The following is a 25,198-nucleotide window of genomic DNA, read 5'->3' on the forward strand; positions in this document are numbered from 1 at the left end:
CAGGTTGCTGTGCACTTGTCCAATCAAGGAAGAAACGACATTGAAAATAGCTTTTGGCGCCCTGTTGTTGATCTGCCTGACTACTCTCGCACTCGCTGACGAGAACCCTGTCGGCTTCCAATCTTCCACACTGGCGGACCCGCACAGTGACCGCTCACTGGAGATGGTCGTTTGGTACCCCAGTGCGACTACCGCCGCCACGCAATTGATCGGCGATGATGTGGTGTTTGTCGGTGCTTCTGCCGTTCGTAACGCGCCGCCCGCTGCTGGCAAGCATCCCTTGTTGGTGCTCTCCCACGGATACAGGGGGAACTGGAGCAACCAGATCTGGCTTGCCAGTGCTCTGGCTCATAGGGGGTACATCGTCGCCGCAATCAATCACCCTGGCACCACCACTCATGACCGTAGCCCTCAAGCTGCGGCGCAGTTATGGCAGCGCCCGGTTGATTTACGCCGAGCCATAGATGCGGTCACGACTCAACCAGAAAAATTCGGCTTGGTCGCCAATGACCGAATTGCAGTAGTGGGCCATTCACTCGGCGGCTGGACCGCCCTGGAGATAGCCGGCGCTCGTTTCGATCCAGACCGCTTCGCCCTTGACTGCAAAGCTCACCCGCAGTTAGCGAGTTGCACCGTCTACGAAACGATAAACCCTGCAAGCACCTCAAAATCAAAGGCCGCGTTGGCCGCCGATTTGCGCGATAAACGCGTCTCTGCTGTGGTCACATTGGACCTGGGCCTTTCACGGGGCCTGACCGATGAAAGCCTGGCGGCGCTGCCGGTACCAACGCTGGTGATCGCTGCCGGTGTACCGTCGCGCGAGCTTCCTGCTGAGTTGGAGTCTGCCAACCTGGCCAAACGCTTGCCTGCGGCGACAAGCCGTTACGTCGAAATCAGCGACGCAAGCCATTTCAGCTTCTTGTCGATGTGCAAACCTGGCGCGCAGAAACTGCTCGAAGACGATGTACCAGGCGATGGCATCATTTGCCTGGATGGCGACGGCGGTCGCTCACGTGGGGTGATTCAGCAGCAGATCACATCGCTGATAGCAGAGTTTCTTCAGTCATCCTACAAAGAAGCAAGTTTGTAAACTCGTGGTGCGGGAACTGCTGCAGCTCAACAAAAAACCGCTGTAGCAGTTTTGGCGTCCGCGCGATCTGTCAGATCGGTTGGGCAGGGAAGTGGGCTCTGGGGCGGAAGCGGTCGGTTGCGAAGGCTAGGTAGATCAGCTCTCAGCGCAAGTGATTGAGTCCTGACCGGCTTCAGCCGCCAGCTTCAATCGGTCAGCTTTACTAATGTATTTAGTCTTGCTTTTCGGTGCCAGTTTGGCGCTGGCCTTTTTGGCGTTAGCCTTTAATAACTGATTTATTTTTTTACGACGATTCATATTTTCTGCTCGGTTTGTCAGTGCTTGAATGATACCAGCTTAAAATTTCAGGTAAAAATTGATACCGGTGCGGCGGCCTGCGAATTCCACTCCGTCTGCAGTGGCGGTTGCGGCGGGAACTTCAGGGTACTGGCCAGGTCAATGGGGGCCCTGTATCGCAGATGCCGAGCAGTGCTGGTGGCCTGTTTTACGACAGTGCCGTCCGAGATCAGCTGAGTCCGCCCCCTGATGCCAACCAAGATTTCTCTGCCGAGCCTCCTCCTGGCGTTCTGCGTCGTCACGTCGCTTTGTTCGGTTGCTGCCGAGCGAAGGGCGCCCTCGCAAAGCAACAGCGCATCAACCACCCTGATCGAAACCGCATCGCGGCAGTATGGAGATGGCCAGTTGGACCAAGCCGCTGCCACGCTGGAGCGTGCTCTGCATATCCAGCCGAACAATCCCGCGACGCTGCATTATCTCGGTGTGTTGCGTCTTCAGCAGGGGCAGTACCAACAGGCTGAAACGTTGGCGGTGCGCTCGAACATGAGAGTTGGTAGCAACGTAGCGTTACGCAACCGCAACTTCCAATTGATCCAGGCGGCGCAGCAGGCCAACGCATCGAGCACCTCACCCAACGCCAAAGAGGACCAGGTCGCAGTACAGAAGGGGCTTGAAGAGGAGGCCCAAAGGCTGCGCGAAGCAGAAATGGCCGCTGCTGAACAAGCCGCTCCGGATACTGGGCGCGATGCTGGCAACTTCGCTCGCGCAATGCCCGAAGGAGAATTGCAATCGGCTTCCGCCGAGCCAGCGCCCGCGTACGATGGTGTTGAGATTCCCCGTGGCCATTGGCCGTCTCCGGGTAAATGCCGAATCTGGTTTCCTGATCGTCCGCCCGGGCATCAGCCCCCACCGGGCAAATGCAAGAAGCTACGGCATCGGGTTCCGTTGGGAGCCTATCTGGTACACGGATGAGTTTCTGAGTGTCTTCTGGCGGGTCGGCGACGGTCCAGCTTCGACCGTCGCGTCACATCAATTGTCAGACTTCCGTCTGTTCCGCCATTCCCAAGGCATCATCGATATCTATTCTCAGGCTAGCGACGATAGTAGCGGTGATCGTCCTCGTAGCGGTGCCGCATGGGCCGATCATCGTGGCGCTCCCAATAACGATGGCGTTCAGCTTCTCGACGGGCTTGCTCTCTGCGCCACTGTTCTCTACGCCATTCGTCTCGGCGCCAATCGTCTCTACGATCGTGCCAACGGCCGTCATGCCAGTATCGGTCGTCATGGGCCAGCAAGGGGCCTGGCTGTTTGCCGGCCGTACTGGCCAAGGTTGGCCAAGGGTTACCGGCGGCCTCGACCGGAGCCTGAACGGCTGCCACTTCAGTTGCGAAAACAGGGGTTGAGGTCTTCATTTGTGTTGCTGATGCGGAGCCCATTGCCGCGAACGCGAACAGGCCGAAGAGCACCATCCGTGGGTCATGGAATTTCATGAGCGAAGACAACCTCTGATTGACAATGGACGTGTGGCCATCTGACTGCGGGAAGCCTGCGAGGTCGCGCTTACCGAGGATGTGCCTGTCCACATAGACCGATAAAAAGAGAAAAGTTCTAGGACCCCGCGGCTTAAATAGCCGACGACCTCATTGTTCGGCTTCTTTGAGGTTTGTTATCTAGTGGATTGGGTTAATTTGAGATTTATTACTTGGTGCAGGCGCACCTATCCCGTGACCGGTGGCCCTTGCGGTAAAAGTTTGGCCAGCCGGCGCAGGTTCTGCACTGCGGCGGCCAGCGTGAACTCATCGGTTGCGCCACTCATGCCACGTAGTCGTAAACGATCCACTTTCAAGATGCGCTTGAGGTGGGCAAACGACATTTCAAGATTCTTGCGTTCGTGGCGAGAGCGCATGTACTCCGGTGTCGCTGCAATATGCCGAGCCACATCCCGCTAGGGCAGCGTGTCGCGCTTGGCGAAGATGCTTGCCACTTCCGCCATGTTCTCGGTTCCCCAGGTGCACAGCGGGATGATCGCGTCAGCCAGGCTGCGACCGAGCGGGGTCAGCGTGTAATCCACGCGCGGCGGCACTTCCTTGTAGTCGGTCCGCGCCAGCACGTGATCGGCCTCCAAATCCTTCAATTGCTGGATCAGCACCTTGTCACTGACGCCAGGGATCAAACGCTTGAGTTCGCCATAGCGCTTTGGGCCGTCGCGCAGGAAAAACAGGACCAGCGGTTTCCACTTGCCCGAGATGATGCGCAGCGTGGCGTTGAGCCCGCAGCCGGGGTCGCAGGTTTCAGAAGGTGTGGTCATATTGGGGTACTTACCTAAAAGTGCATACTTGTCGTTAGGTTATTAGATCCGCATAGTCGTTCTCAAGCAAGCAGCTCCCTGCTTCCATACAACGCTTAGGAAGGATGTACGACATGACCAGACTGAATGGAAAGACCGCTGTGATCACCGGTGGCGCTACGGGCATCGGCCTCGCCGCTGCAAAACGCTTCATCGAGGAGGGCGCCTTCGTCTTCATCTTTGGCCGCCGGCAGGAAGCGCTTGACGCCGCTGTGGCCGAACTTGGGCCCAATGCCCGCGCGGTGAAGGGCTCGGTCTCCGATGAGGCCGACCTCGACCGACTCTACGCGGCGGTGAAGGCCGAGCGCGGAACCCTCGACATCGTTTTCGCCAATGCCGGGGCGGGAGGCCCGCTTCCGCTCGGCAAGCTCACTGCCGAGCACATTGACGAAACCTTCGAAACCAATGTGAAGGGGACGATCTTCACGGTCCAGAAGGCGCTGCCGCTGATGGGCCAGGGCGGTTCGATCATCCTGACCGGGTCGAGCGCCGGCACCACGGGCGCCCCGGCATTCAGCGTCTACAGCGCGAGCAAGGCGGCAGTGCGCAACCTCGCGCGGACCTGGGCGGAGGACTTGAAGGGCACTGGCATCCGGGTAAACGTGCTGTCGCCCGGGCCGACGGCGACCGAACTCGCGAAGGCCGCGCTAGGCGAGGAGGGCATGAAGGTCTTCGCCTCGATGAATCCGCTCCAGCGCATGGCCGATCCAGCGGAGATCGGAGCGGTGGCTGCCTTTCTCGCGTCGCAGGACAGCAGCTTCATGACCGCCAGCGAGGTCGCCGTCGACGGCGGCCTGGCGCAAATCTGACTCGCCACGCCCGGCCCGCTATTTGGCGCCGCCGGGGGTGGTAAACCTGAGGAGAATATATGAGCTACGCAATCATCGGTTTCGGCAATATCGGCCAGGCCCTGGCCAAGGCGTTTGCCCGCAACGGCATCGAAGTAGCCGTTGCAACCACGCGCGCCCCGGAAAGCTTTGCATCCGTCGCAGCAGCGATCGGACCTCAGATCATTCCCAAAAAACTGGCGGACGCGGTCAAGGCGGACATCGTCTTTTTGGCTGTCCGTTTCGAGTCGCACCCGGATGTCGCTAAGGCGTTGCCGACCTGGAAGGGGAAGACCATCATCGATGTGACCAATGCCTACGGCGTGTCCCCTGAAGAACTGGGAGGAGAGCCATCTTCCAGAGTCGTCGCGCAGGCCTTTACTGGTGGACGACTGGTCAAGGGCTTCAATCATTTGGGCGCTGCCGTCCTTGGCCAGGATCCGGCCGTACAGGGTGGCAGGAGAGTCGTGTTCCTGGCGAGCGACGATGACGGCGCCGCAACGGAAGTGGGTGCGCTTGCAGAAAATCTCGGTTTCTCGCCGATCAAACTGGGCGGGCTTTCGGAAGGTGGACTGCTTGTGCAGGCGCGCGGAAATACCTGGGGTCAACTGATCTTCAAGGACTTGGTCAAGTTCGGCTGATGAATCGCGATCGTAAATGTTGATGCGGTCCTGGCCACAACTTGGAAAGTCAAAGCCACGAACAGGAGGTTTGAGGACCATTTTGTCTTCGCCATCACTGTTCGCAATGGCAAGCTGACGAACATCCGGGAGTACGTCGACACGCAAGCATTGGCGCGGGCCTCGGAAATGGTCGCGAGCCCTCGGACCTGAGTCATCGGAACCGATACCAACTCATTTGCGCGCTGTGACAGGGCGCGTTCGCTGCCTTGTTCATCCCCCGCTCTCAGGAAAGAGGCACCCGCCATTGCGGACCAGCGCCTTCACTTCCTCGCTCACCTGCATGGGGTTTTGACTTAATCGAGCAACCAAATCCTCGTGGCGCCGCACGTACGACTTCGAATCATGCTTCGCGCTCCAGAGCACAATGTTGATCACGATGGGAATGAGGTCCAGGCCCTTCTCGGTCAACGTGTAAAAGTCCTTGCGTCTGTCGTCGGGGCTGGGCGCCTTCGAGAGAACGCCTTGCTCCTCAAGAAAGGCAAGTCGGGAAGCAAGAACATTGGTCGCGATTCCCTCTTCCGATTTCAGAAACTGGCCATACGTCTTCTTTCCAACAAAAACGATGTCGCGAATGATCAAGAGCGACCACCGGTCGCCAAAAATCTCCACGCCGTAGTTCACCGCGCAATGGGATCGAAAGTCTTCTTTAAGAGTTGTCTTCATGGCTGGATCTTAGCATCGCTTGCATGTTGCAAGTAAAATTCCATAGATCACTTGCTATTTGCAAGTAAAGCGACCAGCATGGATCGCACGTTGAATGAGTTCGCCGGATCGCACCAGCAGCCATGGAATGATCAACCCCATACCTGCGGAGACTGCGCATGAGCACTATCAGCATCATCGGCTCAGGTGGCATGGCCGCAGCGATCGGCGGCCTTGCCGCCCAAGCCGGACACACCGTCGAGGTGATGAGTCGTGACGCCACCAAGGCGCGGGCGCTGGCCGAGCAGATCGGAGCCGGCGCGACGACAGGAACGTTCGGCGCCGCGCCGGCCGGGGATATTGTCATTCTGGCGGTTCCCTATTCAGTCGTTCTCGACGTGGTGAAGCAGTACGGCGAAGAATTGGCAGGCAAGCTTCTTGTCGACATCACCAACCCCGTCGCCCCCGACTTCACAAGCTTTGTGACTCCTGAGAATAGTTTCGGCGCGCAGGAAATCGCCAAAGCAGCCCCAGCCGACGCCGAAGTCATCAAGGCGTTCAACACCCATTTCTCCCACGTCCTGGCTGCCGCTCCTGTCGAGGGCCACCCGTTGGACGTGTTCATCGCTGGAGACGACGCGCAGGCGAAGGCACGCGTCTCGGCATTCATCGAGAGCCTCGGATTACGCCCGATGGACACCGGGCCGTTACTCATGGCGCGAACGTTGGAGCACGCCTGCCTGCTTTCGCTGGGCCTCATTGCCCACTCCGTCAAGCACACGCACTTCTCAATCGGCGTCAGCCTTCTCGGCTGACCGCACCCGCAGCACCATTTTTTATCCCACTTACAAGGAACACCAACATGCGCGTTTTCGTAACTGGCGGGACCGGCCATTCCGGTCCATACATCATCTCCGACCTCATCGCTGCAGGCCACGAGGTCACCGCTTTGGCCCGGTCAGACAGCGCGGCGGAGGCGATCACTGCGCTCGGCGCAAAGGTGCGTCGCGGTGATCTCGATGATCTCGAGGGGCTCAAGGAGGCGGCTGCAGCCGCCGACGGCGTAATCCACGTCGCGCACCGACAAGACCTGCTTCCGGTCGGCGGGATCGACGCTGTTGCCGCAGCGGAGGTCCAGATCATGCTCGCATACGGTGATGCACTGGCTGGAACGGGAAAGCCGCTGGTCGTGTCGGGCAGCATCGGTTCGCCGACTAACGAGGGTTGGCCGGTTCCTGGGCCGCTCCAGAGCCGACCGGCGACCGAGGAGGATCCGGCTCTTTCTCCGGCTGGCGATCAATATAAGGGCTCCCTGCGGGTTCGTAACATCGTGGAGCTGACTGTAATCGGTCTCGCAGAGCGGGGCGTACGGTCTTCGGTCGTGCGCATTTCTGAAATCATGCACAGCTCAACCGACAAGGCCGGTTTCCTTCAGGTCCTCATCGGGCAAGCAAAGGAAAAGGGCGTCGTTGGCTTCCCCGGCGACGGCTCCAACCGGTGGGCGGCAGTGCATGCCCGCGACCTCGCTACCCTGTTCCGCCTGGCGCTGGAGAAGGGGCCCGCTGGCAGATCCTGGCATGCGGTTGCCGAAGGGGCTATCCCGTACCGCGAGATCGCGCAGGCCATTGGCAGCCGTCTGAACCTTCCCGTCGTGCCCATTCCTGCGGACGTAATGATGGGGCCGGGTTTCTTCGGCTTCCTCGCGAACTTGGTGACGCTGGATACCCCGGCGTCGAGCGATATCACGCGCCGGATGCTCGGCTGGACACCAATGCAGCCGGGCCTGTTTGCCGATATGGACAATGGCCATTACTTCCCTGCCGCCTGAGTGAGCTGAGGCTGTTCGCCGGGTCGCAACGAGCCCGGCACAACACGGGATACCGACCGGGGGAAGCCCGTTCAGAGATTGCGGGCAATACCCCAACTCATTTGGAGATTACACATGAGCACTATCAGCATCATCGGTTCAGGAGGCATGGCTGCGGCCATTGCCGGTCGTGCCGCCAAAGCTGGACACACCGTCGAGGTGGTCAGCCGCGACCCCACCAAGGCGCAGGCGCTGGTCGACAAGTTCGCAGCAGGAGCGACCACAGGAACCTATGGGGCCGCGCCCGCTGGCGACATCGTCATCCTCGCCGTGCCTTACACCGGTGCGGCCTCGGTGGTGGCCGATTACGGGGACGCGCTCGACGGCAAGGTGATCATCGACATCACCAACACGGCCTCGCCGGACCTCACGGGTCTCGTCTCTCCCGCCGGCAGTTCTGGTGCGCAGGAGATCGCCAGGATCGCCCCCGCCAGCGCGCATGTCGTGAAGGCATTCAACACCCTTTTCGGCCACGTCCTTGCCAAGGGAGGCCCCCTCGATGCGTTCATCGCCGCCGACGATCCGCAGGCCAAGGCACGCGTCTCGACGTTCATCGAAAGTCTCGGGCTGCGTCCGTTGGATGTTGGTGGCCTGCACATGGCCCAGACGCTCGAGGCGCTCGGCCTGATGATGATCGGCCTGGCGAAAAACGGCGCCGGCACTTGGGACATCGCCTTGAAAGTCGATATCGGCTGAGTCTCCGACACCACGCCCCTCACCGGCAGGTCCACAAGGTATCTGATTAGAACGGACGCGAGCAGATGCGAGAGAAGCGGAGAGATTTTGGTGAACACACAAAAGAATGTTCAGGTTGTTAAGGACTTCTTTACTGCAATGGGCCGCAGCGATAGGCGAGGTCTAATGGCGCTGACTTCCGAAGATATTGAATGGATCATTCCGGGCGAGGACTGGCCGCTGGCTGGCACGCATCGCGGGCACGCGGGATTGGAAGATCTGCTTCAGAAGGCTTCCGAAAAGATGGAAACCTCTGTCATGGAGTTCCACGAATACGTGGCGCAGGGTGACCGGGTTCTGGTCGTCGGCTTCGCCAAGGGGAGAATCAAAGCCACGAATAAAACGTGGGAGGACGATTGGGTCTTCGCCATTACCGTGCGAAATGGAAAGCTGACGAACATCCGGGAGTATATCGATACGCAAGCACTGACGCGGGCCTGCGAAATGGACGCGGGCTCCAGGCCCTGACCCATCGAGAAGAACTGTACGCAGCCGGGGAGGGGAGCGGGGAAGACATCGCGAAGTGTGTCTCCTTCTTCTCGGATAAAGGAGAGGATTGCTAAACCAGTTGGCGAATCCCCAAAGACAAAATCAACCCACCGCACAGTCGATCAATTGCTTTTTTCCTCCCTTGGTACCCGGCAGCGATCTTGGATTGCGAAAGAGCGATTGCGACCATTCCATACCAGGTCATTGAAACCACCACGACAACTGCCAGCATCGACAAAAACGTGCCTGGCGAAACGTGGGCGGGGGCTGCGGCTGAAAAGACAGCGGCATAGAAAGCCATGGACTTGGGGTTGCCAATATTGGTAACCACACCCTGAATGAAGGACTGCCGGCAACTGCCGGCGATGGCATCATTTAGCGGGCCAAGCGCATTCTTCCCTGCGTTGATCAGCAGTCGGAATCCGAACCACATCAGGTAGGCGGCGCCCAGAACCTTTACAACAAGCGCAGCCCAAGGGAGCGCAGCAAATACAACCCCGAGACCTGCAATTGCACAGGTGGACCAGAACAAGTTGACCAGTACGATGCCCGCGACCAAAGCCAGAGCTTCTGACCGCGTAGCAGCCACCGCTTTATGGACCACCGCAACGAAATTTGGCCCGGGGATAACGACGCCGGCCAAGTAGACCAAAAAGACTGTCAAAACGGCGGAACCATCGATCATGTGTTTCCTCGCGAGTCCTGTGGACGGTGACCGTCACGGGTGAGATGTACTAAGAGCTAAGGTCGCTTGTGACCTCAACGTCCATCGAAATAAGAGTCTTGCACAGCGTTATCGAGATCAGGGGCTTTTTACACACTTTGGACCACTGGCTGCCAGTCAATTGTGTCCAAAGAATCAGGGACAATTCATAATGCTGTCCATCTCCACTAACACCTCCAAGATCGACACCCATGCCTGAAGAGTTCGAAGTCCCCAGCCCTCACGAGCAACACATTGAGCACACCACCCATCATGCGCATGCACAAGGCGACAGCTTTGCCAGCAAGATTGCGGTGATGACAGCCATCATGGCGACCGTCGGCGCCCTGATGAGCTATCAGGCCGGCTCAACGGAGAATGAGGCGGCCATGGACAAAAACAACGCCGCTATCCAGAAAACCGAAGCCGCCAACGAGTGGAATTATTACCAGGCCAAGTCCAGCCGGCAGAACCTGTCGGATCTGGCAAGCCATCTCCCAGGGCTGGACTCCGCCCATTATGTTGCTGAGGCGCGGCGGTACGGGGAACAGAAGGAGGAGGCGCGCAAGAAGGCTGAAGCATTCGAACAACGGGCAAGAGAGTGGGACGAGAAGTCAGAGCAGGCGTTGCATCAGCATCACCGCTGGGCCCAGGCAATGACAGCGATTCAAATAGCAATTTCACTGGCGGCCATTACCTTGCTGACGCGTAAGGAATGGCTCAAGCGGCTCTCGTTTGGGGCCGCGGGTGTTGGCGTCATGCTGGGTTCGCTGGCTTGGCTGCATATCTGAGCGAGGCGCTCAGACGTTCACCTGTCGAATGCGACCGCTACTGGTCGATTTCTGCCCTTCACGAACGGCAGAAATCGGTCAAAAGTGGACGGTGGACACGGTGATGGCAAAGCTAGACAAGGACTTACAGGACGACAAGGAACTTTATACGGCACGCCATCGCGACATGGCATGTCACCTATAGTAGTTATACGCTTGCAAGGAATCGCAATGATCACCGTCTATGGAATTGACTACAATTTAAATGCCAAAAAAGCACAGATGTCCGATGTGCTACATAATTGCATGACTACCGTTCTTGGGTTACCCGAAGACAAGCGTGCTCACCGTTTCGTCCCGCTAGATAAAACTAATTTCTATTACCCCGGCGGCAGATCTGAAAAATACACAGTAATCGAAATAAGCATGATTTCTGGGCGAACGGAAGAAACAAAAAAGAAGCTCATAAAGCAAATATTTACAGACTTTGAGCGAAACTTGGCTATAAATCCGGTTGACGTTGAAATCACAATATTTGAGCAACCAAGTCATTGCTGGGGATTCCGAGGGATCACAGGCGATGAGGCAACCTTGAGTTACAGGGTTAACGTATAACAAGCGGTTCAAGCCGTTCGCTTCGCTCTCTGGGACCGCGCACCGCGGTTCCTTGATTTATTTTCTCGACTCAAATCATCCACTTTTTGGCCGGTTTAGGTCTTCCGGGAACGGCTGCTATTCAATCGGCCAAAAGCGAACACTTGGGCACGCGCGACCATATCCGCTACAGGGAAACTCCCATTTCCCCGGCCGCTCGGCCATCAACCAAAGCCTGGATCTCTGCGAAGACACCCGAAGCAAGGCTGGCCGGGACGCCCCAATAATCAAATATCCCGCCCTCATCTCTGTTTTGGCCGCAAGTGACGAAAACGCCAGTTCCAAAATGCCGCTTCAGACGCATCGCCAACCAGCCCACGAATCCGCTGTTGTCTACGTTTTCAGGGAAATGGAAACGGAAGACGCCGAACAGTTCTCGCTCGATGTCGTCGCAAGGGACCAGTTGACTCCATACCTTGTCGTCTCGAACGAGCGCCAGTGCGTCGGGATATGCCGCACCAGGAAACGATGACAAGGGAAACTCCAAAAACGTATATGTGCCAGGAAAGAACCGGACGCGCGCCTGAGAGGTCACGTGCAGTAGTCGGCGCTCGGTATCCGCTGCCGTTTCATGCGATATGTTCACCAATTCATAATCTCCGCTCTACGAAGCGCAACGCGCTTACTTTGATTGACCCGAGGCATGATGAACAGCAAGATCTTGAAGATAAATGCTCAAGATTTAATAACATTGACAACTAAAGGTTGTAGATATGGACAAGCTGAAAAGCATGGCAGCGTTCGTGGCGGCAGCCGAATCAGACTCGTTCTCGGCAGCCGCTGCCTTGTTAGGCGTGACCCCGCAATTGATTGCCAAACAGGTCGGCAATCTGGAATCTGAGCTAGGCCTCAAATTGATCACGCGAACCACTCGCCGTCAAAGCTTGACTGCCGTGGGCAGGGAATATTACTCACGCTGCAAGGCCATTCTGAGCGACGTTGATGACGCCGATGCTCTGGCCTTGGCAGCGAACTCAACACCGCGAGGAAAAATAAGGATCAGCGCGCCGTATAATTATGGCTCTCATCGACTGATCCCGTTCCTCACCCAATACCTGACGCGTTACCCCGAAACGGAAATCGAGTTGGAGTTGACGGACAGGTTCGTGAATGTCGTGGAAGAAGGTTACGAAGTCGTCTTCCGGCTGGGAAAACCTCAACTGGCCGACAGTGCAGCTCTGGTTCAACGCGGTTTGAAACCTTTCAGGATGTTAGCCTGCGCATCCCCCGCTTATCTCTCCCGCAAAGGGGTCCCGCTCCATCCTGAGCAGCTCGTGGACCATGACTGTCTGGGCTACCTGTTTTCCGATCGAATGACAGACAAGCTCTGGCGATTCACTAAAGATATGCAGACGTTCACGATCCCCATTGCGAGTCGACTGAAAGTAAACAACACCATGGCCAAGGTGAACGCCGCATTGTCGGGTTTCGGTATTACGCTCTGCGTCGAGGACGTGCTGACGCCCTACGTGCGACGAGGTGAGTTGGTCGTGCTTTTTGAGAACTTCGAAGGCCCCATCTACCCTGTCAACCTGATCTACCCCGCCGACCGTCGCCCTTCAGCAAAGCTCCGACACTTCGTGGATGAGGTCATCCAAAGCTTGGGTTGACCGCAGCTAGAGCTGATTGCACACAGCTTGAGCAAGCGTGCCAGTCGATGGATGGCGAGCACTGCGTGATCATGGATGTGGAACCCACACCGGCTCATCGAACCCCAGAAGTCGAGAGCACCAAGACGATGATCGATCGGGTCGAAGTGCAGTTCGACATCAAGCCAGAGCGCCTCATTGGCGACACCGCTTACGGTACTGCGCCGATGCTGGCCTGGATGGTGGAGAAAAAAGACATCGAGCCGCATATGCCGGTGTGGGACAAAACTGAGCGCAAGAACGACAGCTTTTCGAGTAACGATTTCCACTGGAATGAAGAGGCCGAGGAATACCGCTGCCCGGCCGGCAACGTATTACGCAGCGAATGGCGAGCCTTCAAGACGAGCGTTCGCACGTCACCAACACCATCATCTTCCGATCCAGGCAGACCGACTGCGCGACATGCCTGCTGAACGCCAAGTGCTGTCCGAACACCTCGATTCGCAAGATTGCTCGCAGCGTCCATGAAGCCGCTCGTGATGTGGCTCGGCGCATTGCAGCAACGCCGGAGTACGTGCGCTCTCACCATGAGCGCAAGAAGGTCGAAATGCTGTTTGCCCACTTCAAGCGCATCCTGAAACTGGATCGCCTGCGACTACGGGGCATGAGTGGTGCGGCCGACGAATTCACGCTGGCCGTCGCAGTGCAGAACCGGCTATCGATCCTGCACGCAATGATGGCAATATGACTCATCTTGGAGAAAGTAACATTCGGCGCGAGGCGAAGCCGGATGTCATGCGCATAGGGATAAGGAATATGGTTTCGATTCAGGTGGATGGTGAGGACAAGACCGCAAAGATCAGCGACTGGGCGATTCGCTGGAGCGACAAGTACGAAGCCCTGGAACTGACCTGTCACTTCCCCTCCAAGAAAAAATACACCCGTGCGCTCAGTAACTGCCAAGTTTCGCCCACCCGCGAGTTGACCAATGTATTGCTGCACAAGCCCGGCAGCACGATCGTCACGCCCATTGCCAAAGCTACGATTTACGGCGAGCGATATGCCGTCGTGCACTACCCGGGCGCCGAAAAGCCCTATGTCTACAAGATGGACGGTATCGGCTTTACCGCCCCGACATCGATGAAGGAAACGCCGGTCTTCCGCTATTTCACTCTCGTGGCGAATGCCCGACAGGATCACGCTGAGTCGAAAACTGATCGTGAAATTGCCGACAATGTGGTGCGCCAGCTCGGAAAACTGCCCGCCATCGCTGGCACTGCCCTGCAAGCCTATTGTACGGGGCGAAACGGCACGCTGGCGCCGGGTCAGGGGCTCATCTATCCGTTCGGGCTTAACGAGAGTCAGCTTCAGGCGGTCGAGCGGGCGTTCAGCGCGCAAATCAGCGTGATCGAAGGCCCGCCAGGGACCGGCAAGACCCAGACGATCCTCAACATTCTTGCCAATATTCTGTTACGTGGGCAGACGGTAGCGGTGCTGTCCAACAACAATGCTGCCGTGGAAAACGTCTACGAAAAGCTGGAGAAATACGGCCTGGGCTACTTGGTCGCCAAGCTTGGCAACCAGGACAAACGTGAGGCCTTCTTTGCCGATCTGCCTGCTTGGCCATCAAACGCGCCCGAGCCGGCACCATCCCTAGATGAAATCCAGGCCTTGCTGACCCGCTTGAAGCAGCACCTGCAAGACCACAACAGGGCGGCACAACTGCAAATCGAGCTGGACGAGCTGGTCATCGAGCGGCGCTACCTGCAGCAGTGGCAGGCAGAAAGCGATGTACAGGCCACAGTCTCGCTCGACAAGTACGGCCTGACACCGCGCAAGACTGCGGACCTCATGGCCTACCTGGCGTACCTCGGCGAGCAGCGCATTCATCTCAAAGACCGTATCGAGCTTCTGTTCAAATTCAGAATCTTTCGCACCAAGCCATTCACCGAGGGCGAGGCGCGCATGGCCGTTTTCCATGCACTGCAGATGCATTACTACGACAAGTCGCTACGGGACAAGGAAGCGGAGCTGCGGGCGTGCCGTGAATCGTTGGCACGCGCGAATTTCACGGCCCTGCTGAAAGAACTGACAACAGCATCGATGCACCATCTCAAGCAGCATCTGCAACTTCAGGTACCGCCGTCGGACAGCTTTGATGTCAAAACTTACCGCAGGCATTTCGATGTCTTCTTGCAGCGCTTCCCTATCCTGGGCAGCGGCACGCACTCCATCGTCAATTCGATCGCGCCGGGAGCGGTCCTCGACTACGTGATCATCGACGAAGCCTCTTTGCAGGACATCGTGCCGGGCATCCTGCCACTGGGCTGCGCAAAGAACCTGATCGTCGTTGGAGACAACCGCCAGTTGCCGCATATCCCTGTGGCACTGGGGCTTCAAGCGCCCGCCGAAGTCTACGATTGCGAGCACTACAGCCTGCTGGATTCGTGCATTGCCGTGTTTCAGGACACGCTGCCCAGAACCCTGCTGAAAGAACATTACCGCTGCCACCCCAGGATCATCCAGTTCTGCAACCAGCAGTTCTACGACAACGCACTGGTGCCGATGACCGAGGACAAGGGCGAAGCCCCCCTGCGCCTGGTGGTGACAGCCAAGGGCAACCACGCCAGGAAGAACACCAACCTTCGGGAATTGGACTCCCTGCTGAAGGTGCTTGGGGACGAGGGGCCGCCCGTCGGTATGGACGGCGAAGGCCGCGGTTACATCGCCCCGTTCCGGGCGCAAGTCAACCTTTCCGACACGCACTTGCCGACGGATTTCGTCAAGGACACCGTGCACAAGTTTCAGGGGCGCGAATGCGACGAGATCGTCTTCTCCACCGTGCTGGACAAGAAGCGCTACAACCAGGCGCGAACTCGCCTGGATTTCGTCGACGACCCACGCATGATCAACGTGGCAGTTTCGCGGGCCAAACATCGCTTCACCCTGGTGACTGGCGACGAGGTGTTCACTGACAACAATGGCCACATCGCCGCGCTGATTCGCTACATCAGCTATTACGCGCAGGACGATCAGATCGTACGCGCGCCGGTGGTGTCGGCATTCGACTTGCTGTACCGCGAGTACGACCAGTCTCTGGCACGCTTGGACGCCCGCCTGCGGCCCGAGGATTCACGCTACAAGTCCGAGCAGATCGTGGCACAGTTGCTGCGTGAAGCGCTGTCAGCCCCGGCGTGCCAGGCATTGAAGTACCACACACAGATCCAGCTGGATAAGCTTGCATCGCCGGGTAGCCTCGACTGGACGGAGCCCCAGCGGGCGTTCATGAGGCGCGCCAGTTGCGATTTCGTGATCTATTTCAAAGTGGGCAAAAAACCGATAGGGGTGATCGAGGTTGATGGCGGGTACCACGACCGACCCGTGCAGGCAGCTCGGGACGCCATGAAAAATGAGATTTTGGCTAGAAGTGGCATTCCTATTCTGCGGCTGCGGACAGTTGAGAGTGACATTGAGCGGAGAGTTGGCGACTTTATCGGGCAGTGGGCTAGTCCTACGCATGGCGCATAAGAACTGGGTCAGAGGTCGTCAGTCGTGGATAGTAGCAATCGACCCGAAGCTGCCTGTAGCTAAGCCGCAAGCTAGCCGATCGAAGGGTTACCGAAAGTATTCGCGACTCCTGTGGGAGCGGGCTTACCGGAGTGCCGCACCACCGCGAACACGGGCGAAGCCCTTGCCATCCAACACGATGCCAGAGACAGCATTTCGCATGTAAGGATCAGGCTTGGTCAGTAATCGCTTCAGGGATCGGGTCGAAAGCAGCCGCTGGTGAGGGACCGCTTTCGACCCAGGCTGTGTAAAAACGTTTTAGAGCAGGTTTGAAGGTTCGAATCGGAACGAAAACCGCGTTCCTACGCACATTTCAGGACCACTGATCTGCCAATCACGGTCAGATTTTACGTAGCGACACAGACTTCAAAACGAGGCCTGCGTTTTTACACAGCCTGGACCCATAGCGGACACTCCAGCAGCCAGTCAGATGTGTCTGCGAGACCAGAGGGCCATTCAACTTACTGGAAATTGTCTGCCCCCGACCTAGGCAACCTCATTGCGCACTTGACGGCAACTCTTATCCGGTATGGCGTGGCTTACAACCTCCTAACATCAGGCATTAGGTACTTTAAGGTCGAACAACAGCTCATCGGTTGCGCGATCAAAATGGTCGGTAAGGAAATCCAGCAATACACGCACGCGGGGAATCCGGTAACGATTGCCGTGTAATACCGCGTAGACGCCGGCCTCTCGGACACAAAAGTCAGGTAACAGGACCTTCAGTCGTCCAGCACGGATATCGGCTGCCGCATCCCAAATAGTCTTGCGTGCGATGCCATGTCCAGCCAACGCCCATGCGCGCGCGAGGGCGCCGTCGTTGGTTTCCCATGCCTGGCTCATGGGAACGGTGTGGTTCCATTCCTGACCATCCACCACAAAGTGAAAGGTGTTCAATGGACCTGCAGACGTCACCAGCACGATGAACTTGTGGCTAGGCAAGTCAGTAGGGGTTTGGGGTTCACCGTATCGCGCCAGATAATCAGGCGAAGCGCACAGTACTCGCCAGTTGGGAGCCAACTGCCTGGCGATCATCGAGCTGTCATGCGGCTGTCCAAACCGGATTGCCAGATCGACATCGTCCTGCACCAGATTTGACACCGAGTCCGACAACGTCAGTGCGACGTACAGTTCCGGGTGCAATGTACTGAATGTCTCAAGCCAGTCATTTAAAAGATTGCGGCCAAAATCGGCGGATGCGGATATCCGGACCTTGCCACGCACCTCTGTTTGACTGGCTTGAAGCCCAGCTTCCGCCTCATCGATAGCCCGCAATGCGACCCAGCATTGCTGCAAATAAAACCGACCTTCTTCCGTGAGGCGCAACTGACGCGTTGTGCGATCAAACAACTTGGTGCGCAGCGCCGCCTCAAGCTTGATAAGTCGCGCGCTGGCCGCGGCCGGCGACAGCGCCAGTTTGCGCCCTGCGGCAGACAAGCTGCCGAGTGCTGCCGCTTCGACAAACAAACGCATGTCGCCCAATCGGTCAGTAGCCATATTCAATTCAAATTTGATGGTTCATCAAATGGTAGACCAATTATCAAATTCGTAGCAATTCATCACACTCACGTCTCCCATTCCTCTGAGCACAGGTCATGACCGGCAAATCGCAATTTGAAAATGGCTCTTTCACGACATCGGGCAATACCGAATACCTCACTACTGGGCGTCTCCCATTGGCGGCCCTGTTGGCGCTGACAATGGGGAGCTTTATCGCCACCGCCAACGAAACGGTGCCAGCAGGACTTTTGCCGCAAATCGCCGAGGCATTTGGTGTGTCGCAAGCGTGGGCTGGTCAGATGGTGACCCTATGTGCGCTGGGCTCAGGGTTAGCGGCTATTCCATTGACTCTCGCGTTGCAGGGCTGGCGTCGGCGCTTGGTGCTATTACTGGCTGTCGGGGTGTTTTGCGCCTGTAATGCGGTGACCGCCCTGTCGCCCTGGTTTTCATTGACGCTGGCTGCCCGCTTCGTGGTGGGTATCGCAACCGGTCTGGCCTGGAGCCTGCTGGCCGGCTATGCCAGACGATTGGTCGCCCCACAGCAGCACGGTCGCGCAATGGCGCTGGCCATGCTCGGCATCCCTTTGGCACTTGCCCTAGGCGTACCGCTAGGTGCCTGGCTCGGCAAGCTGCTGGGATGGCGTTGTGTGTTCGGGACTCTCTCAGGACTCAGCCTTTTGCTGATGGCCTGGATATATCGGAAAGTGCCTGATTATCCCGGACAACGCTCCGATCGACGCTTGCCGCTACGCAGGGTCCTGCAAACCCCAGGCGTGCGGCCCGTGCTGGCGGTGGTCATGCTCTGGATCCTGGCTCACTACACCCTCTATACCTATATTGCTGCGTTCCTGGCTTCTGTTGGATTGGCCGATCAGATAGATCGGGGCCTCCTTTCATTCGGTATTGCGGCCTTGTTCGGTCTATGGATGATCGGCACGCTGATTGATGACAGGCTTCGGAGTCTGGTACTGCTCAGCCTGACAGCATTCATCCTGGTTTCGTTTGCCCTGGGCCTGGGTGACCTGCCCGTCAGTGCGATCTATATCGGCATCGTCCTGTGGGGGATGAGCTTCGGTGGTGCGCCAACCTTATTGCAAACCTCCTTGGCTGATGTTGCCAGTGACGGCGCTGATATTGCGCAATCAATGTTGGTGACCGTCTTCAATCTGGCGTTTGCAGGCAGTGGTGTGATCGGCGGCATTTTCCTGGAAACATGGGGGGCAGGTGCTATTCCCTGGGTAGCGCTGGCATTGTTACTACCAGCGCTGTTGATTGTTTCGATAGCCAAGGGGCATGCTTTCAGGCGTTAACTACTGCCGAGGTGTTGAGGATTTATCAACCCTAAGAGGGTGGGCAGAGGTGATCATTGAGGCTTCATTTGATTTGGCCTTGATACACCCTTGGTTTAAGGGCGATCCCTTCAATGAGCCTCCGTAGTTGTGCTCGCGATCGCCCTCGTGATGAGCAAGTGACCGATCTCTACCTATAAACGCGGTCAGCTGCTGGTCGATTTCTATCCGCGAAAGGCTGTTTCTGGTCGCTTTCTGCCTATCACGACTGACGGAGATCGACCCGTTTTCTGCCTTTCAGCATAGGCAGCTATGGCTCAGCATCAAACCGCACAAATCTTCTAAACGTCCTTTTCAAAAGCGCGGTAATTTAGTCGCCCGCACAGTTCAAAGCTGAACCATACCTCTGGAGCCTTCCGTGGATAAACGCAACTGGATTGAGCTGTCCCAGGATGCCGATACCGGGATTGAATCGATTCGTGCCCATTTTCAGGGGCATGCCTACGATCCGCACTGGCATGACAGTTTTCTGGTGGGGGTCACCGAACAGGGGGTGCAGCAGTTCAATTGCCGACGCGTTCGCCATCTTAGTACGCCGGGCAAGGTATTCATGCTGGAGCCGGGGGAAATCCACGATGGGCATGCGCCGACCGAGGAAGGGTTTACCTATTCCATGCTCTACCTCGATCCGCACTGGCTTGAACGGGAGTTGCATGCGTTGTTTGAGCACGCGCCGGCCGATAGTCAGCCGGGCTTTGCCGACACCCTGAGCCAGGATCCGGGCCTGGCCACTGCCATTTATCAAGCCTTCCACGTGCTCCATGAGGGGGACTTGCGCATCGTGCGCCAGAGCGCCATCGATACCTTGTTGGGGTCGCTCACTTGCCACCTTGATTGGCGCAAGCGGCAGGCCTTTGATCCGCGTCTGCCGTTGGTGGCCCAGGTTGCGCGTGACTATCTGCATGCCCATGTCTACGAGGACATCGGGTTGGATGATCTGGCTCAAGCCTGTGGTGTTGATCGCTTTCGCTTGACGCGGGCCTTCAAGGCAGCCTTTGGGCTGGCGCCTCATGCTTATCTGATCCAGCTGCGCCTGGCCAAGGCGCGGCAGCTACTGGCGCGGGGCGAGTCGCCGGTGCAGGTGGCCAGTGCTCTCGGGTTCTCCGATCAAAGCCATATGGGGCGCTGGTTCCGCCGTGCCTACCAGCTCACGCCAGCGGACTATCGCAAGCGTTGCTCAAACCTTCCAGACTGAAACCAGCTGACCCGCGACCATGGCCTCCTATCTGATCAAGGAGTCCATGCCATGTCTTTTTCGCTGTTCCTTTCTGCGCCTTCGATGTGTCCTCAGGGAGTCTGAGTCATGGAATCGTTGTTGCCTTTCCTGCTGTTTGCGTTCGTTGCCTCGATCACTCCGGGGCCGACCAATATTCTGGTGCTGAGCCACAGTTCGCGGTGGGGGCTGGGCGCTACGCTGCCGATCATTTTTGGCGCATGCGTGGCGGCGGCGCTGATTGTGTTTGCCGTCGGGCTCGGCGTGGGCGAGACGCTGCTGCGGTTTCCGCGAGTGCAGCAGGCGATGGCCTGGATCGGGGCGTTCTGGTTGAGTTGGCTGGCCTGGCAGATCTTTCAAAGCGCGCCGCCGTCCCTGAACCCGACTACCCCGCGCGATGAGGGCCTGAGCGTGTTCGGTGCCGCCACCCTGCAATTGCTCAACCCCAAAGTCTGGATGATGGCGGTGGCGGTGGTGAGCGTGTTTGCCGGTGGCGGCGACAAGACCATGCGGTTGGTGTTGTTGTCGCTGGTGTTCCTGTTGGTCTCTTTGCCGTGCATGACTCTGTGGGCGTTGCTCGGCGTGGGTAGTGCTCGGTTTTTTGGTTCGCCACAGGCGTTCAAACGCGTGAACCATGCACTGGCTTTTTTGCTGCTGGTGTCGGCCTGGTTGACCGTGCTGGTGTAGGTCGAGCATGCCTGGGCAGGGCGCTTTAATCAGCAGCCAGACCCCGCCTGTCACGACAGGCAGAAAACGACCCAAAGCTGCCGGTGGCGATAGATAGTCAAAAACGGCCAAGTGCGGACTGACACACGGATTCCGTCCATTTGCGCGAGCCAATGGGCACTCCGTAACAACCGCTGAACCTAACGACTTTCGTAGAGAGGCTGCCGATGCAGGACATTCCAACCATGTACGGTACCCACACGCTACGGAGAATCAAGGTATCGCTAATCTATCGCAGGACGAAGAACCTGAGAGCAGTGCAACTCCTGCTTGGCCGTACGAAGCTTGAATGTACCGTTAGATACTTGGGGATCGAGGTCGATGACGCCCTGGAAATGGCGGAACAGACGGACGTCTGACCACCCACTGCAACGGTCGAGACTAGACCGTTGCAGTCTCTTGCCAGGCTCTAGGTCGCCAATGCTATATGACCAGTAGGAAGGATTTGTTCAAGCATTGCTTGGCGAGGTACCAATCGCTGCAGATCCTTCATCGTGACGTTCCAGCTTTCCAGGCGTCTATAACTTCGTAGCCAAGGTTGGCTCTCATCCTGGAAGAGGGAGATCTTTTATGATCATTAAACCGCGCGTTCGCGGCTTTGTCTGTGTGACTACCCACCCCACTGGCTGCGAAGCCAACGTCAAGAATCAGATCGATTACGTTACTACGAAAGGATTGATCACCGGGGGGCCAAAGAACGTACTGGTGATTGGTGCATCGACCGGATACGGACTTGCTGCGCGGATAACGGCAGCTTTTGGTTGTGGCGCCAGCACTCTCGGTGTGTTTTTCGAACGTGAAGGCGATGAGGGCAAGCTCGGCACCGCCGGCTGGTACAACACAGCGGCCTTTCACACGTTTGCCGAGTCCGACGGACTCTACGCCAAGAGCATCAACGGCGATGCTTTTTCCGATGAGATCAAACAGAAGACTATCGACGTTATCAAGCGCGACTTCGGGAAGGTCGACCTGGTTGTTTACAGTCTTGCCGCACCGCGCCGGACACACCCCAAGACGGGTGAAGTATTCAGTTCTACCCTCAAGCCGCTCGACAAGGCCGTGACCTTGCGGGGCCTGGATACTGATAAGGAAGTGGTCAAGGACACCACGCTACTACCCGCGACCCAAAGCGAAATCGATGGCACGGTGGCCGTGATGGGCGGCGAAGATTGGCAGATGTGGATCGATGCCCTGCACGAAGCGGGTGTTCTGGCTGATGGGGCGAAAACGACCGCGTTCACTTATCTGGGCGAAAAGCTGACTCATGACATCTACTGGAACGGCTCCATTGGTGCGGCCAAGAAGGACCTGGATCAGAAAGTCCTTGGTATCCGTGAACGGTTGGCTGTTCTGGGAGGTGACGCGCGGGTCTCGGTATTGAAAGCGGTGGTTACCCAGGCAAGTTCAGCTATCCCGATCATGCCGCTGTATCTGTCATTGTTGTTCAAAGTCATGAAGGAGCAGGGCACACACGAGGGATGCGTCGAGCAGGTCTACGCGCTCTACAAAGACAGCTTGTACGGCCATTCTCCAGTTATGGATCAAGAGGGTCGCCTGCGCGCGGACTACAAGGAGCTGGCTCCCGAAGTCCAGGACCGGGTCAAGCAACTATGGGATCAGGTCAGCAATGACAACCTTTATGAACTTACTGATTTTGTCGGTTACAAGGCGGAGTTCCTGCGTCTCTTCGGTTTCGGGATCGAAGGGGTGGACTACGAGGCTGACGTCGATCCGGACGTCAAGATCTACAACCTGCTCCAAGCTTAGGTCGTAAGTATGGATAGCTGCCTCGATGCCCATGCAGAGGCAGCTGCTGCCCAAGAGGGGTTGTAACGGGATGTCTGTTTTGGCCGGTTGAATCCACAGCTGAAAGCGGTGCTTCGATGAACGTCCGGTCTTGGCCAGCCCCCTTCGATACCGACAAATTTATCCCTGCCGAGCGGATCTCTGGCAGCGTATAAGAGGCCGCCCCCGGCAGCCCAATCCTCAGAGCGACCTGCCTAAGCGCCATACCTCTAACTTCGCAACCCCCTCAAAGCAACCGTTCAATGGCAGAATCTCCTCAACTTGATCGTTTTGGAGAACACCATGCTTCGTGCGTTTGAACGAAGGCTCGACCCTTTTCCTCCTGACGAGGTACCACCGCCACCCGACGGCCTGGCTCGCTTCCTGTGGGCCTGTACGCGGGGTGCCCGCGGTTACATTCTGGTGTTTGCGCTGCTCAGTGCCGGTGTGTCGATTTACGAAGCCTGGCTATTTTCCTTCCTCGGGCAGGTCGTGGACCTGCTCTCGACCTGGCAGGCAGGCGGTGAAGCGGCTGCGCAGGAAAGTCGCGTGTTGTGGGGCATGGGCATCATCATGGTGGCCAGTGTCGGGCTGGTGGCGTTGCGCACCATGGTGCAGCATCAGATATTGGCGATTAACTTGCCGTTGCGGCTGCGCTGGGACTTCCATCGCTTGATGCTGCGGCAAAGCCTTTCGTTTTTTTCCGATGAGTTTTCCGGCCGGGTCACGACCAAGGTGATGCAGACGGCGCTAGCGGTGCGCGACATGCTATTCACCCTTATCGAGATCGCGCCCGGGATCGGGGTATATTTCATCGCGATCATCGCACTGGCCGGCGGCTTCGCCCTGAAACTGATGCTGCCTTTCATTGCCTGGGTCGTGTTGTTCGGGCTGGCCATGTGGTACTTCGTGCCCCGCCTGGGGAAAGTCGGGCAGGAACAGGCCAATGCGCGGTCGATGATGACCGGGCGTATCTCAGACGCCTACACGAACATCACGACGGTGAAGCTGTTCTCCCACTCCAATCGTGAAGCGCATTTCGCGCGTGCAGCGATGGAGGATTTCAAACAAACCGGCTTTCGTCAGATGCGCCTGGTAAGCCAGTTCGAGATCGTCAACCAGGCATTGGTGGTGGCGTTGATCATGGCAGCAGGGGGGTATGCCCTGTGGCTATGGCACCAGGGTGAGGTCGGCGCAGGTGCCGTGGCGGCAATCACCGCCATGGCGTTGCGTATCAACGGCATGTCGCACTGGATCATGTGGCAAATGACCTCGCTGTTCGAGAGCATCGGCACCGTGCAGGATGGCATGGCAACCTTTACCCGGGGCCCAAAGGTGCAGGATGCGCCGGACGCGGGCGTGCTCGTGACCTCCGGCGGCGCGGTCACCTTCGATAAGGTGAGCTTCAACTACAATGGCGAACGTCAGGTGCTCGATGGCCTGAGCCTGCACATCCGTCCGGGCGAAAAGATCGGTCTGGTTGGCCGCTCTGGCGCCGGCAAATCCACACTTATCAACTTGCTGCTGCGCTTTTATGACGTCGACAGCGGGGAGATCCGCATCGACGGCCAGAACATCGCAAAAGTGACGCAAGACAGCCTGCGCGGCGCCATCGGTATGGTCACGCAGGATACCTCCCTGCTGCACCGTTCCATTCGTGACAACATCGCCTACGGCCGCCCCGATGCGACCGACGCGCAAATCCGCAGCGCCGCGGCCAATGCCCAGGCCGACGAGTTCATCAGCCAACTGAGCGACCGGCAAGGCCATACCGGTTACGACACCCTTGTGGGTGAGCGCGGCATCAAGCTGTCGGGCGGCCAGCGCCAACGCGTCGCGATTGCCCGGGTGATGCTCAAGAATGCCCCGATCCTGCTTCTTGACGAGGCCACCAGCGCGCTGGACTCGGAAGTAGAAGTGGCCATACAGGAAAGCCTCGATGAAATGATGCAGGGCAAGACGGTGATCGCCATCGCCCATCGACTGTCCACCATTGCGGCCATGGACCGGCTCATCGTCATGGACAACGGACGCATCATCGAGCAGGGCACCCACACCGAATTGCTCGGGAAGAACGGGATTTATGCGCGGCTGTGGCAGCATCAAAGCGGCGGGTTTCTGGGTGAGGATCAGGGAGTGGTCGAGGCTATGGATCAGGTGTGAGCGTGAAGAGGGCGCAGCAGGGGGGGGCGATAGGGGCGGGCCACGACCATTCCACACGGCAACGGCTGCTGTCGGCTGATTCTGTTGAAAAAGTCGGTCTGCCCAAACTGCCTGATCATTGACTGGTGAAAACACCTTTTTTGCACGCTGCTACGTGAAATCTGAGTCCGGAAGCCACTGCAAAAAGTAAAGATTTCAATCTCGGACGCGTACTTTTCTGATA

Annotated in this window: 24 protein-coding genes and 3 pseudogenes; 19 read left to right on the plus strand and 8 right to left on the minus strand. The window is 57.7% G+C overall.

All coding sequences use genetic code 11. The annotated features are described in order from the left end of the window. Positions 1–40 precede the first annotated feature (40 nt). Positions 41–1,090: an alpha/beta hydrolase family protein gene (locus ACEN8R_RS07350; protein WP_018930246.1), complete on the plus strand. Its 1,050-nt coding sequence runs from the start codon at positions 41–43 to the stop codon at positions 1,088–1,090. Between the two features lie 135 nt (positions 1,091–1,225). Here ACEN8R_RS07350 and ACEN8R_RS07355 read toward each other — a convergent pair whose 3' ends face one another. Next, positions 1,226–1,387: a DUF2986 domain-containing protein gene (locus ACEN8R_RS07355; RefSeq protein ID WP_018930247.1), complete on the minus strand. Its 162-nt coding sequence runs from the start codon at positions 1,385–1,387 to the stop codon at positions 1,226–1,228. Between the two features lie 228 nt (positions 1,388–1,615). Here ACEN8R_RS07355 and ACEN8R_RS07360 point away from each other — a divergent pair, with 228 nt between their 5' ends. Further along, on the plus strand, positions 1,616–2,338 hold the full coding sequence (locus tag ACEN8R_RS07360; protein WP_026286737.1) for a tetratricopeptide repeat protein: 723 nt from the start codon (positions 1,616–1,618) through the stop codon (positions 2,336–2,338). Between the two features lie 119 nt (positions 2,339–2,457). On the opposite strand, the gene ACEN8R_RS07365 is transcribed toward ACEN8R_RS07360, so the two are convergent. From ACEN8R_RS07365 to ACEN8R_RS07375, 3 genes and pseudogenes are all read right to left on the minus strand, one after another. Then, positions 2,458–2,856: a hypothetical protein gene (locus ACEN8R_RS07365; protein WP_245220381.1), complete on the minus strand. Its 399-nt coding sequence runs from the start codon at positions 2,854–2,856 to the stop codon at positions 2,458–2,460. A 227-nt stretch (positions 2,857–3,083) separates the two neighbouring features. Continuing rightward, positions 3,084–3,311: pseudogene (locus ACEN8R_RS07370) on the minus strand (transposase); the annotation flags it as partial. After that, positions 3,312–3,674 (minus strand): winged helix-turn-helix transcriptional regulator, encoded by a 363-nt coding sequence (locus tag ACEN8R_RS07375; protein WP_018930252.1) that lies wholly within the window; start codon positions 3,672–3,674, stop codon positions 3,312–3,314. A 113-nt stretch (positions 3,675–3,787) separates the two neighbouring features. Between ACEN8R_RS07375 and ACEN8R_RS07380 the strand changes: the two genes are divergently transcribed. Further along, a complete protein-coding gene (locus ACEN8R_RS07380) occupies positions 3,788–4,522 on the plus strand; it encodes an SDR family NAD(P)-dependent oxidoreductase (RefSeq protein WP_018930253.1) in 735 nt (244 codons plus the stop codon). 59 nt (positions 4,523–4,581) lie between these two features. After that, positions 4,582–5,181, plus strand: coding sequence for an NADPH-dependent F420 reductase (locus tag ACEN8R_RS07385; RefSeq protein WP_018930254.1), 600 nt, complete (start codon positions 4,582–4,584; stop codon positions 5,179–5,181). A gap of 252 nt (positions 5,182–5,433) precedes the next feature. On the opposite strand, the gene ACEN8R_RS07390 is transcribed toward ACEN8R_RS07385, so the two are convergent. Beyond that, positions 5,434–5,886 carry a winged helix-turn-helix transcriptional regulator gene (locus tag ACEN8R_RS07390; protein WP_018930255.1) on the minus strand — a complete coding sequence of 151 codons (453 nt, stop codon included), beginning with the start codon at positions 5,884–5,886 and terminating at the stop codon, positions 5,434–5,436. A 158-nt stretch (positions 5,887–6,044) separates the two neighbouring features. On the opposite strand from ACEN8R_RS07390, the gene ACEN8R_RS07395 reads away from it, so the two are divergent. The 4 genes from ACEN8R_RS07395 to ACEN8R_RS07410 all read left to right on the plus strand — a co-directional run bounded on the left by ACEN8R_RS07395 (position 6,045) and on the right by ACEN8R_RS07410 (position 8,935). After that, complete coding sequence (locus ACEN8R_RS07395; protein WP_018930256.1) at positions 6,045–6,680, plus strand: NADPH-dependent F420 reductase; 636 nt, start codon at positions 6,045–6,047, stop codon at positions 6,678–6,680. 47 nt (positions 6,681–6,727) lie between these two features. Next, positions 6,728–7,693 carry an SDR family oxidoreductase gene (locus ACEN8R_RS07400; protein ID WP_018930257.1) on the plus strand — a complete coding sequence of 322 codons (966 nt, stop codon included), beginning with the start codon at positions 6,728–6,730 and terminating at the stop codon, positions 7,691–7,693. A gap of 114 nt (positions 7,694–7,807) precedes the next feature. Beyond that, positions 7,808–8,428, plus strand: coding sequence for an NADPH-dependent F420 reductase (locus ACEN8R_RS07405; RefSeq protein ID WP_018930258.1), 621 nt, complete (start codon positions 7,808–7,810; stop codon positions 8,426–8,428). Between the two features lie 90 nt (positions 8,429–8,518). Beyond that, on the plus strand, positions 8,519–8,935 hold the full coding sequence (locus ACEN8R_RS07410) for a nuclear transport factor 2 family protein (RefSeq protein WP_018930259.1): 417 nt from the start codon (positions 8,519–8,521) through the stop codon (positions 8,933–8,935). A 91-nt stretch (positions 8,936–9,026) separates the two neighbouring features. On the opposite strand, the gene ACEN8R_RS07415 is transcribed toward ACEN8R_RS07410, so the two are convergent. Then, entirely contained in the window at positions 9,027–9,641 is a 615-nt protein-coding gene (locus tag ACEN8R_RS07415) for a LysE family translocator (RefSeq protein WP_018930260.1), read from the minus strand. A 230-nt stretch (positions 9,642–9,871) separates the two neighbouring features. Between ACEN8R_RS07415 and ACEN8R_RS07420 the strand changes: the two genes are divergently transcribed. Both ACEN8R_RS07420 and ACEN8R_RS07425 read left to right on the plus strand, forming a co-directional pair. Next, complete coding sequence (locus ACEN8R_RS07420; RefSeq protein ID WP_018930261.1) at positions 9,872–10,450, plus strand: DUF4337 domain-containing protein; 579 nt, start codon at positions 9,872–9,874, stop codon at positions 10,448–10,450. Positions 10,451–10,660: 210 nt separating this feature from the next. Further along, the gene (locus tag ACEN8R_RS07425) at positions 10,661–11,044 is read left to right on the plus strand and encodes a tautomerase family protein (protein ID WP_018930326.1); all 384 of its coding nucleotides are present in this window, start codon (positions 10,661–10,663) and stop codon (positions 11,042–11,044) included. A 166-nt stretch (positions 11,045–11,210) separates the two neighbouring features. Here the strand turns inward: ACEN8R_RS07425 and ACEN8R_RS07430 are convergent, their stop codons facing one another. Beyond that, a complete protein-coding gene (locus ACEN8R_RS07430) occupies positions 11,211–11,669 on the minus strand; it encodes a DUF6196 family protein (RefSeq protein WP_245220384.1) in 459 nt (152 codons plus the stop codon). A 127-nt stretch (positions 11,670–11,796) separates the two neighbouring features. Between ACEN8R_RS07430 and ACEN8R_RS07435 the strand changes: the two genes are divergently transcribed. From ACEN8R_RS07435 to ACEN8R_RS07445, 3 genes and pseudogenes are all read left to right on the plus strand, one after another. After that, positions 11,797–12,693, plus strand: a complete 897-nt coding sequence (locus tag ACEN8R_RS07435; RefSeq protein ID WP_018930328.1) for a LysR family transcriptional regulator — start codon at positions 11,797–11,799, stop codon at positions 12,691–12,693. 47 nt (positions 12,694–12,740) lie between these two features. Next, positions 12,741–13,420 (plus strand): annotated as a pseudogene (locus ACEN8R_RS07440) (transposase); the annotation flags it as partial. Between the two features lie 68 nt (positions 13,421–13,488). Then, a complete protein-coding gene (locus ACEN8R_RS07445; RefSeq protein ID WP_018930329.1) occupies positions 13,489–16,200 on the plus strand; it encodes an AAA domain-containing protein in 2,712 nt (903 codons plus the stop codon). Positions 16,201–16,794: 594 nt separating this feature from the next. Here the strand turns inward: ACEN8R_RS07445 and ACEN8R_RS07450 are convergent. Beyond that, positions 16,795–17,736 carry a LysR family transcriptional regulator gene (locus tag ACEN8R_RS07450; protein WP_064618400.1) on the minus strand — a complete coding sequence of 314 codons (942 nt, stop codon included), beginning with the start codon at positions 17,734–17,736 and terminating at the stop codon, positions 16,795–16,797. Positions 17,737–17,834: 98 nt separating this feature from the next. On the opposite strand from ACEN8R_RS07450, the gene ACEN8R_RS07455 reads away from it, so the two are divergent. From ACEN8R_RS07455 to ACEN8R_RS07480, 6 genes and pseudogenes are all read left to right on the plus strand, one after another. Next, complete coding sequence (locus ACEN8R_RS07455; RefSeq protein ID WP_495624704.1) at positions 17,835–19,049, plus strand: MFS transporter; 1,215 nt, start codon at positions 17,835–17,837, stop codon at positions 19,047–19,049. A gap of 397 nt (positions 19,050–19,446) precedes the next feature. Then, positions 19,447–20,283 (plus strand): AraC family transcriptional regulator, encoded by an 837-nt coding sequence (locus ACEN8R_RS07460; protein ID WP_018929790.1) that lies wholly within the window; start codon positions 19,447–19,449, stop codon positions 20,281–20,283. 108 nt (positions 20,284–20,391) lie between these two features. After that, positions 20,392–20,988, plus strand: coding sequence for a LysE family translocator (locus tag ACEN8R_RS07465; protein WP_018929789.1), 597 nt, complete (start codon positions 20,392–20,394; stop codon positions 20,986–20,988). 218 nt (positions 20,989–21,206) lie between these two features. Next, a pseudogene (locus tag ACEN8R_RS07470) lies at positions 21,207–21,386 on the plus strand (integrase); the annotation flags it as partial. 211 nt (positions 21,387–21,597) lie between these two features. After that, positions 21,598–22,794, plus strand: coding sequence for an enoyl-ACP reductase FabV (gene fabV / locus ACEN8R_RS07475; RefSeq protein WP_018929787.1), 1,197 nt, complete (start codon positions 21,598–21,600; stop codon positions 22,792–22,794). 321 nt (positions 22,795–23,115) lie between these two features. Further along, positions 23,116–24,975, plus strand: coding sequence for an ABC transporter ATP-binding protein (locus ACEN8R_RS07480; protein ID WP_258614476.1), 1,860 nt, complete (start codon positions 23,116–23,118; stop codon positions 24,973–24,975). Positions 24,976–25,198 lie beyond the last annotated feature (223 nt).

This window comes from Pseudomonas sp. Pseusp15 (genome assembly GCF_059492165.1).

Excerpts from the sequence above, each read along its gene's own strand:
- ACEN8R_RS07355 (WP_018930247.1), bottom strand. The coding sequence starts at position 1,387 with ATGAATCGTCGTAAAAAAATAAATCAGTTATTAAAGGCTAACGCCAAA.
- ACEN8R_RS07360 (WP_026286737.1), top strand. The coding sequence starts at position 1,616 with ATGCCAACCAAGATTTCTCTGCCGAGCCTCCTCCTGGCGTTCTGCGTC.
- ACEN8R_RS07365 (WP_245220381.1), bottom strand. The coding sequence starts at position 2,856 with ATGAAATTCCATGACCCACGGATGGTGCTCTTCGGCCTGTTCGCGTTC.
- ACEN8R_RS07375 (WP_018930252.1), bottom strand. The coding sequence starts at position 3,674 with ATGACCACACCTTCTGAAACCTGCGACCCCGGCTGCGGGCTCAACGCC.
- ACEN8R_RS07380 (WP_018930253.1), top strand. The coding sequence starts at position 3,788 with ATGACCAGACTGAATGGAAAGACCGCTGTGATCACCGGTGGCGCTACG.
- ACEN8R_RS07385 (WP_018930254.1), top strand. The coding sequence starts at position 4,582 with ATGAGCTACGCAATCATCGGTTTCGGCAATATCGGCCAGGCCCTGGCC.
- ACEN8R_RS07390 (WP_018930255.1), bottom strand. The coding sequence starts at position 5,886 with ATGAAGACAACTCTTAAAGAAGACTTTCGATCCCATTGCGCGGTGAAC.
- ACEN8R_RS07395 (WP_018930256.1), top strand. The coding sequence starts at position 6,045 with ATGAGCACTATCAGCATCATCGGCTCAGGTGGCATGGCCGCAGCGATC.
- ACEN8R_RS07400 (WP_018930257.1), top strand. The coding sequence starts at position 6,728 with ATGCGCGTTTTCGTAACTGGCGGGACCGGCCATTCCGGTCCATACATC.
- ACEN8R_RS07405 (WP_018930258.1), top strand. The coding sequence starts at position 7,808 with ATGAGCACTATCAGCATCATCGGTTCAGGAGGCATGGCTGCGGCCATT.
- ACEN8R_RS07415 (WP_018930260.1), bottom strand. The coding sequence starts at position 9,641 with ATGATCGATGGTTCCGCCGTTTTGACAGTCTTTTTGGTCTACTTGGCC.
- ACEN8R_RS07420 (WP_018930261.1), top strand. The coding sequence starts at position 9,872 with ATGCCTGAAGAGTTCGAAGTCCCCAGCCCTCACGAGCAACACATTGAG.
- ACEN8R_RS07425 (WP_018930326.1), top strand. The coding sequence starts at position 10,661 with ATGATCACCGTCTATGGAATTGACTACAATTTAAATGCCAAAAAAGCA.
- ACEN8R_RS07435 (WP_018930328.1), top strand. The coding sequence starts at position 11,797 with ATGGACAAGCTGAAAAGCATGGCAGCGTTCGTGGCGGCAGCCGAATCA.
- ACEN8R_RS07445 (WP_018930329.1), top strand. The coding sequence starts at position 13,489 with ATGGTTTCGATTCAGGTGGATGGTGAGGACAAGACCGCAAAGATCAGC.
- ACEN8R_RS07450 (WP_064618400.1), bottom strand. The coding sequence starts at position 17,736 with ATGGCTACTGACCGATTGGGCGACATGCGTTTGTTTGTCGAAGCGGCA.
- ACEN8R_RS07455 (WP_495624704.1), top strand. The coding sequence starts at position 17,835 with ATGACCGGCAAATCGCAATTTGAAAATGGCTCTTTCACGACATCGGGC.
- ACEN8R_RS07465 (WP_018929789.1), top strand. The coding sequence starts at position 20,392 with ATGGAATCGTTGTTGCCTTTCCTGCTGTTTGCGTTCGTTGCCTCGATC.
- fabV (WP_018929787.1), top strand. The coding sequence starts at position 21,598 with ATGATCATTAAACCGCGCGTTCGCGGCTTTGTCTGTGTGACTACCCAC.
- ACEN8R_RS07480 (WP_258614476.1), top strand. The coding sequence starts at position 23,116 with ATGCTTCGTGCGTTTGAACGAAGGCTCGACCCTTTTCCTCCTGACGAG.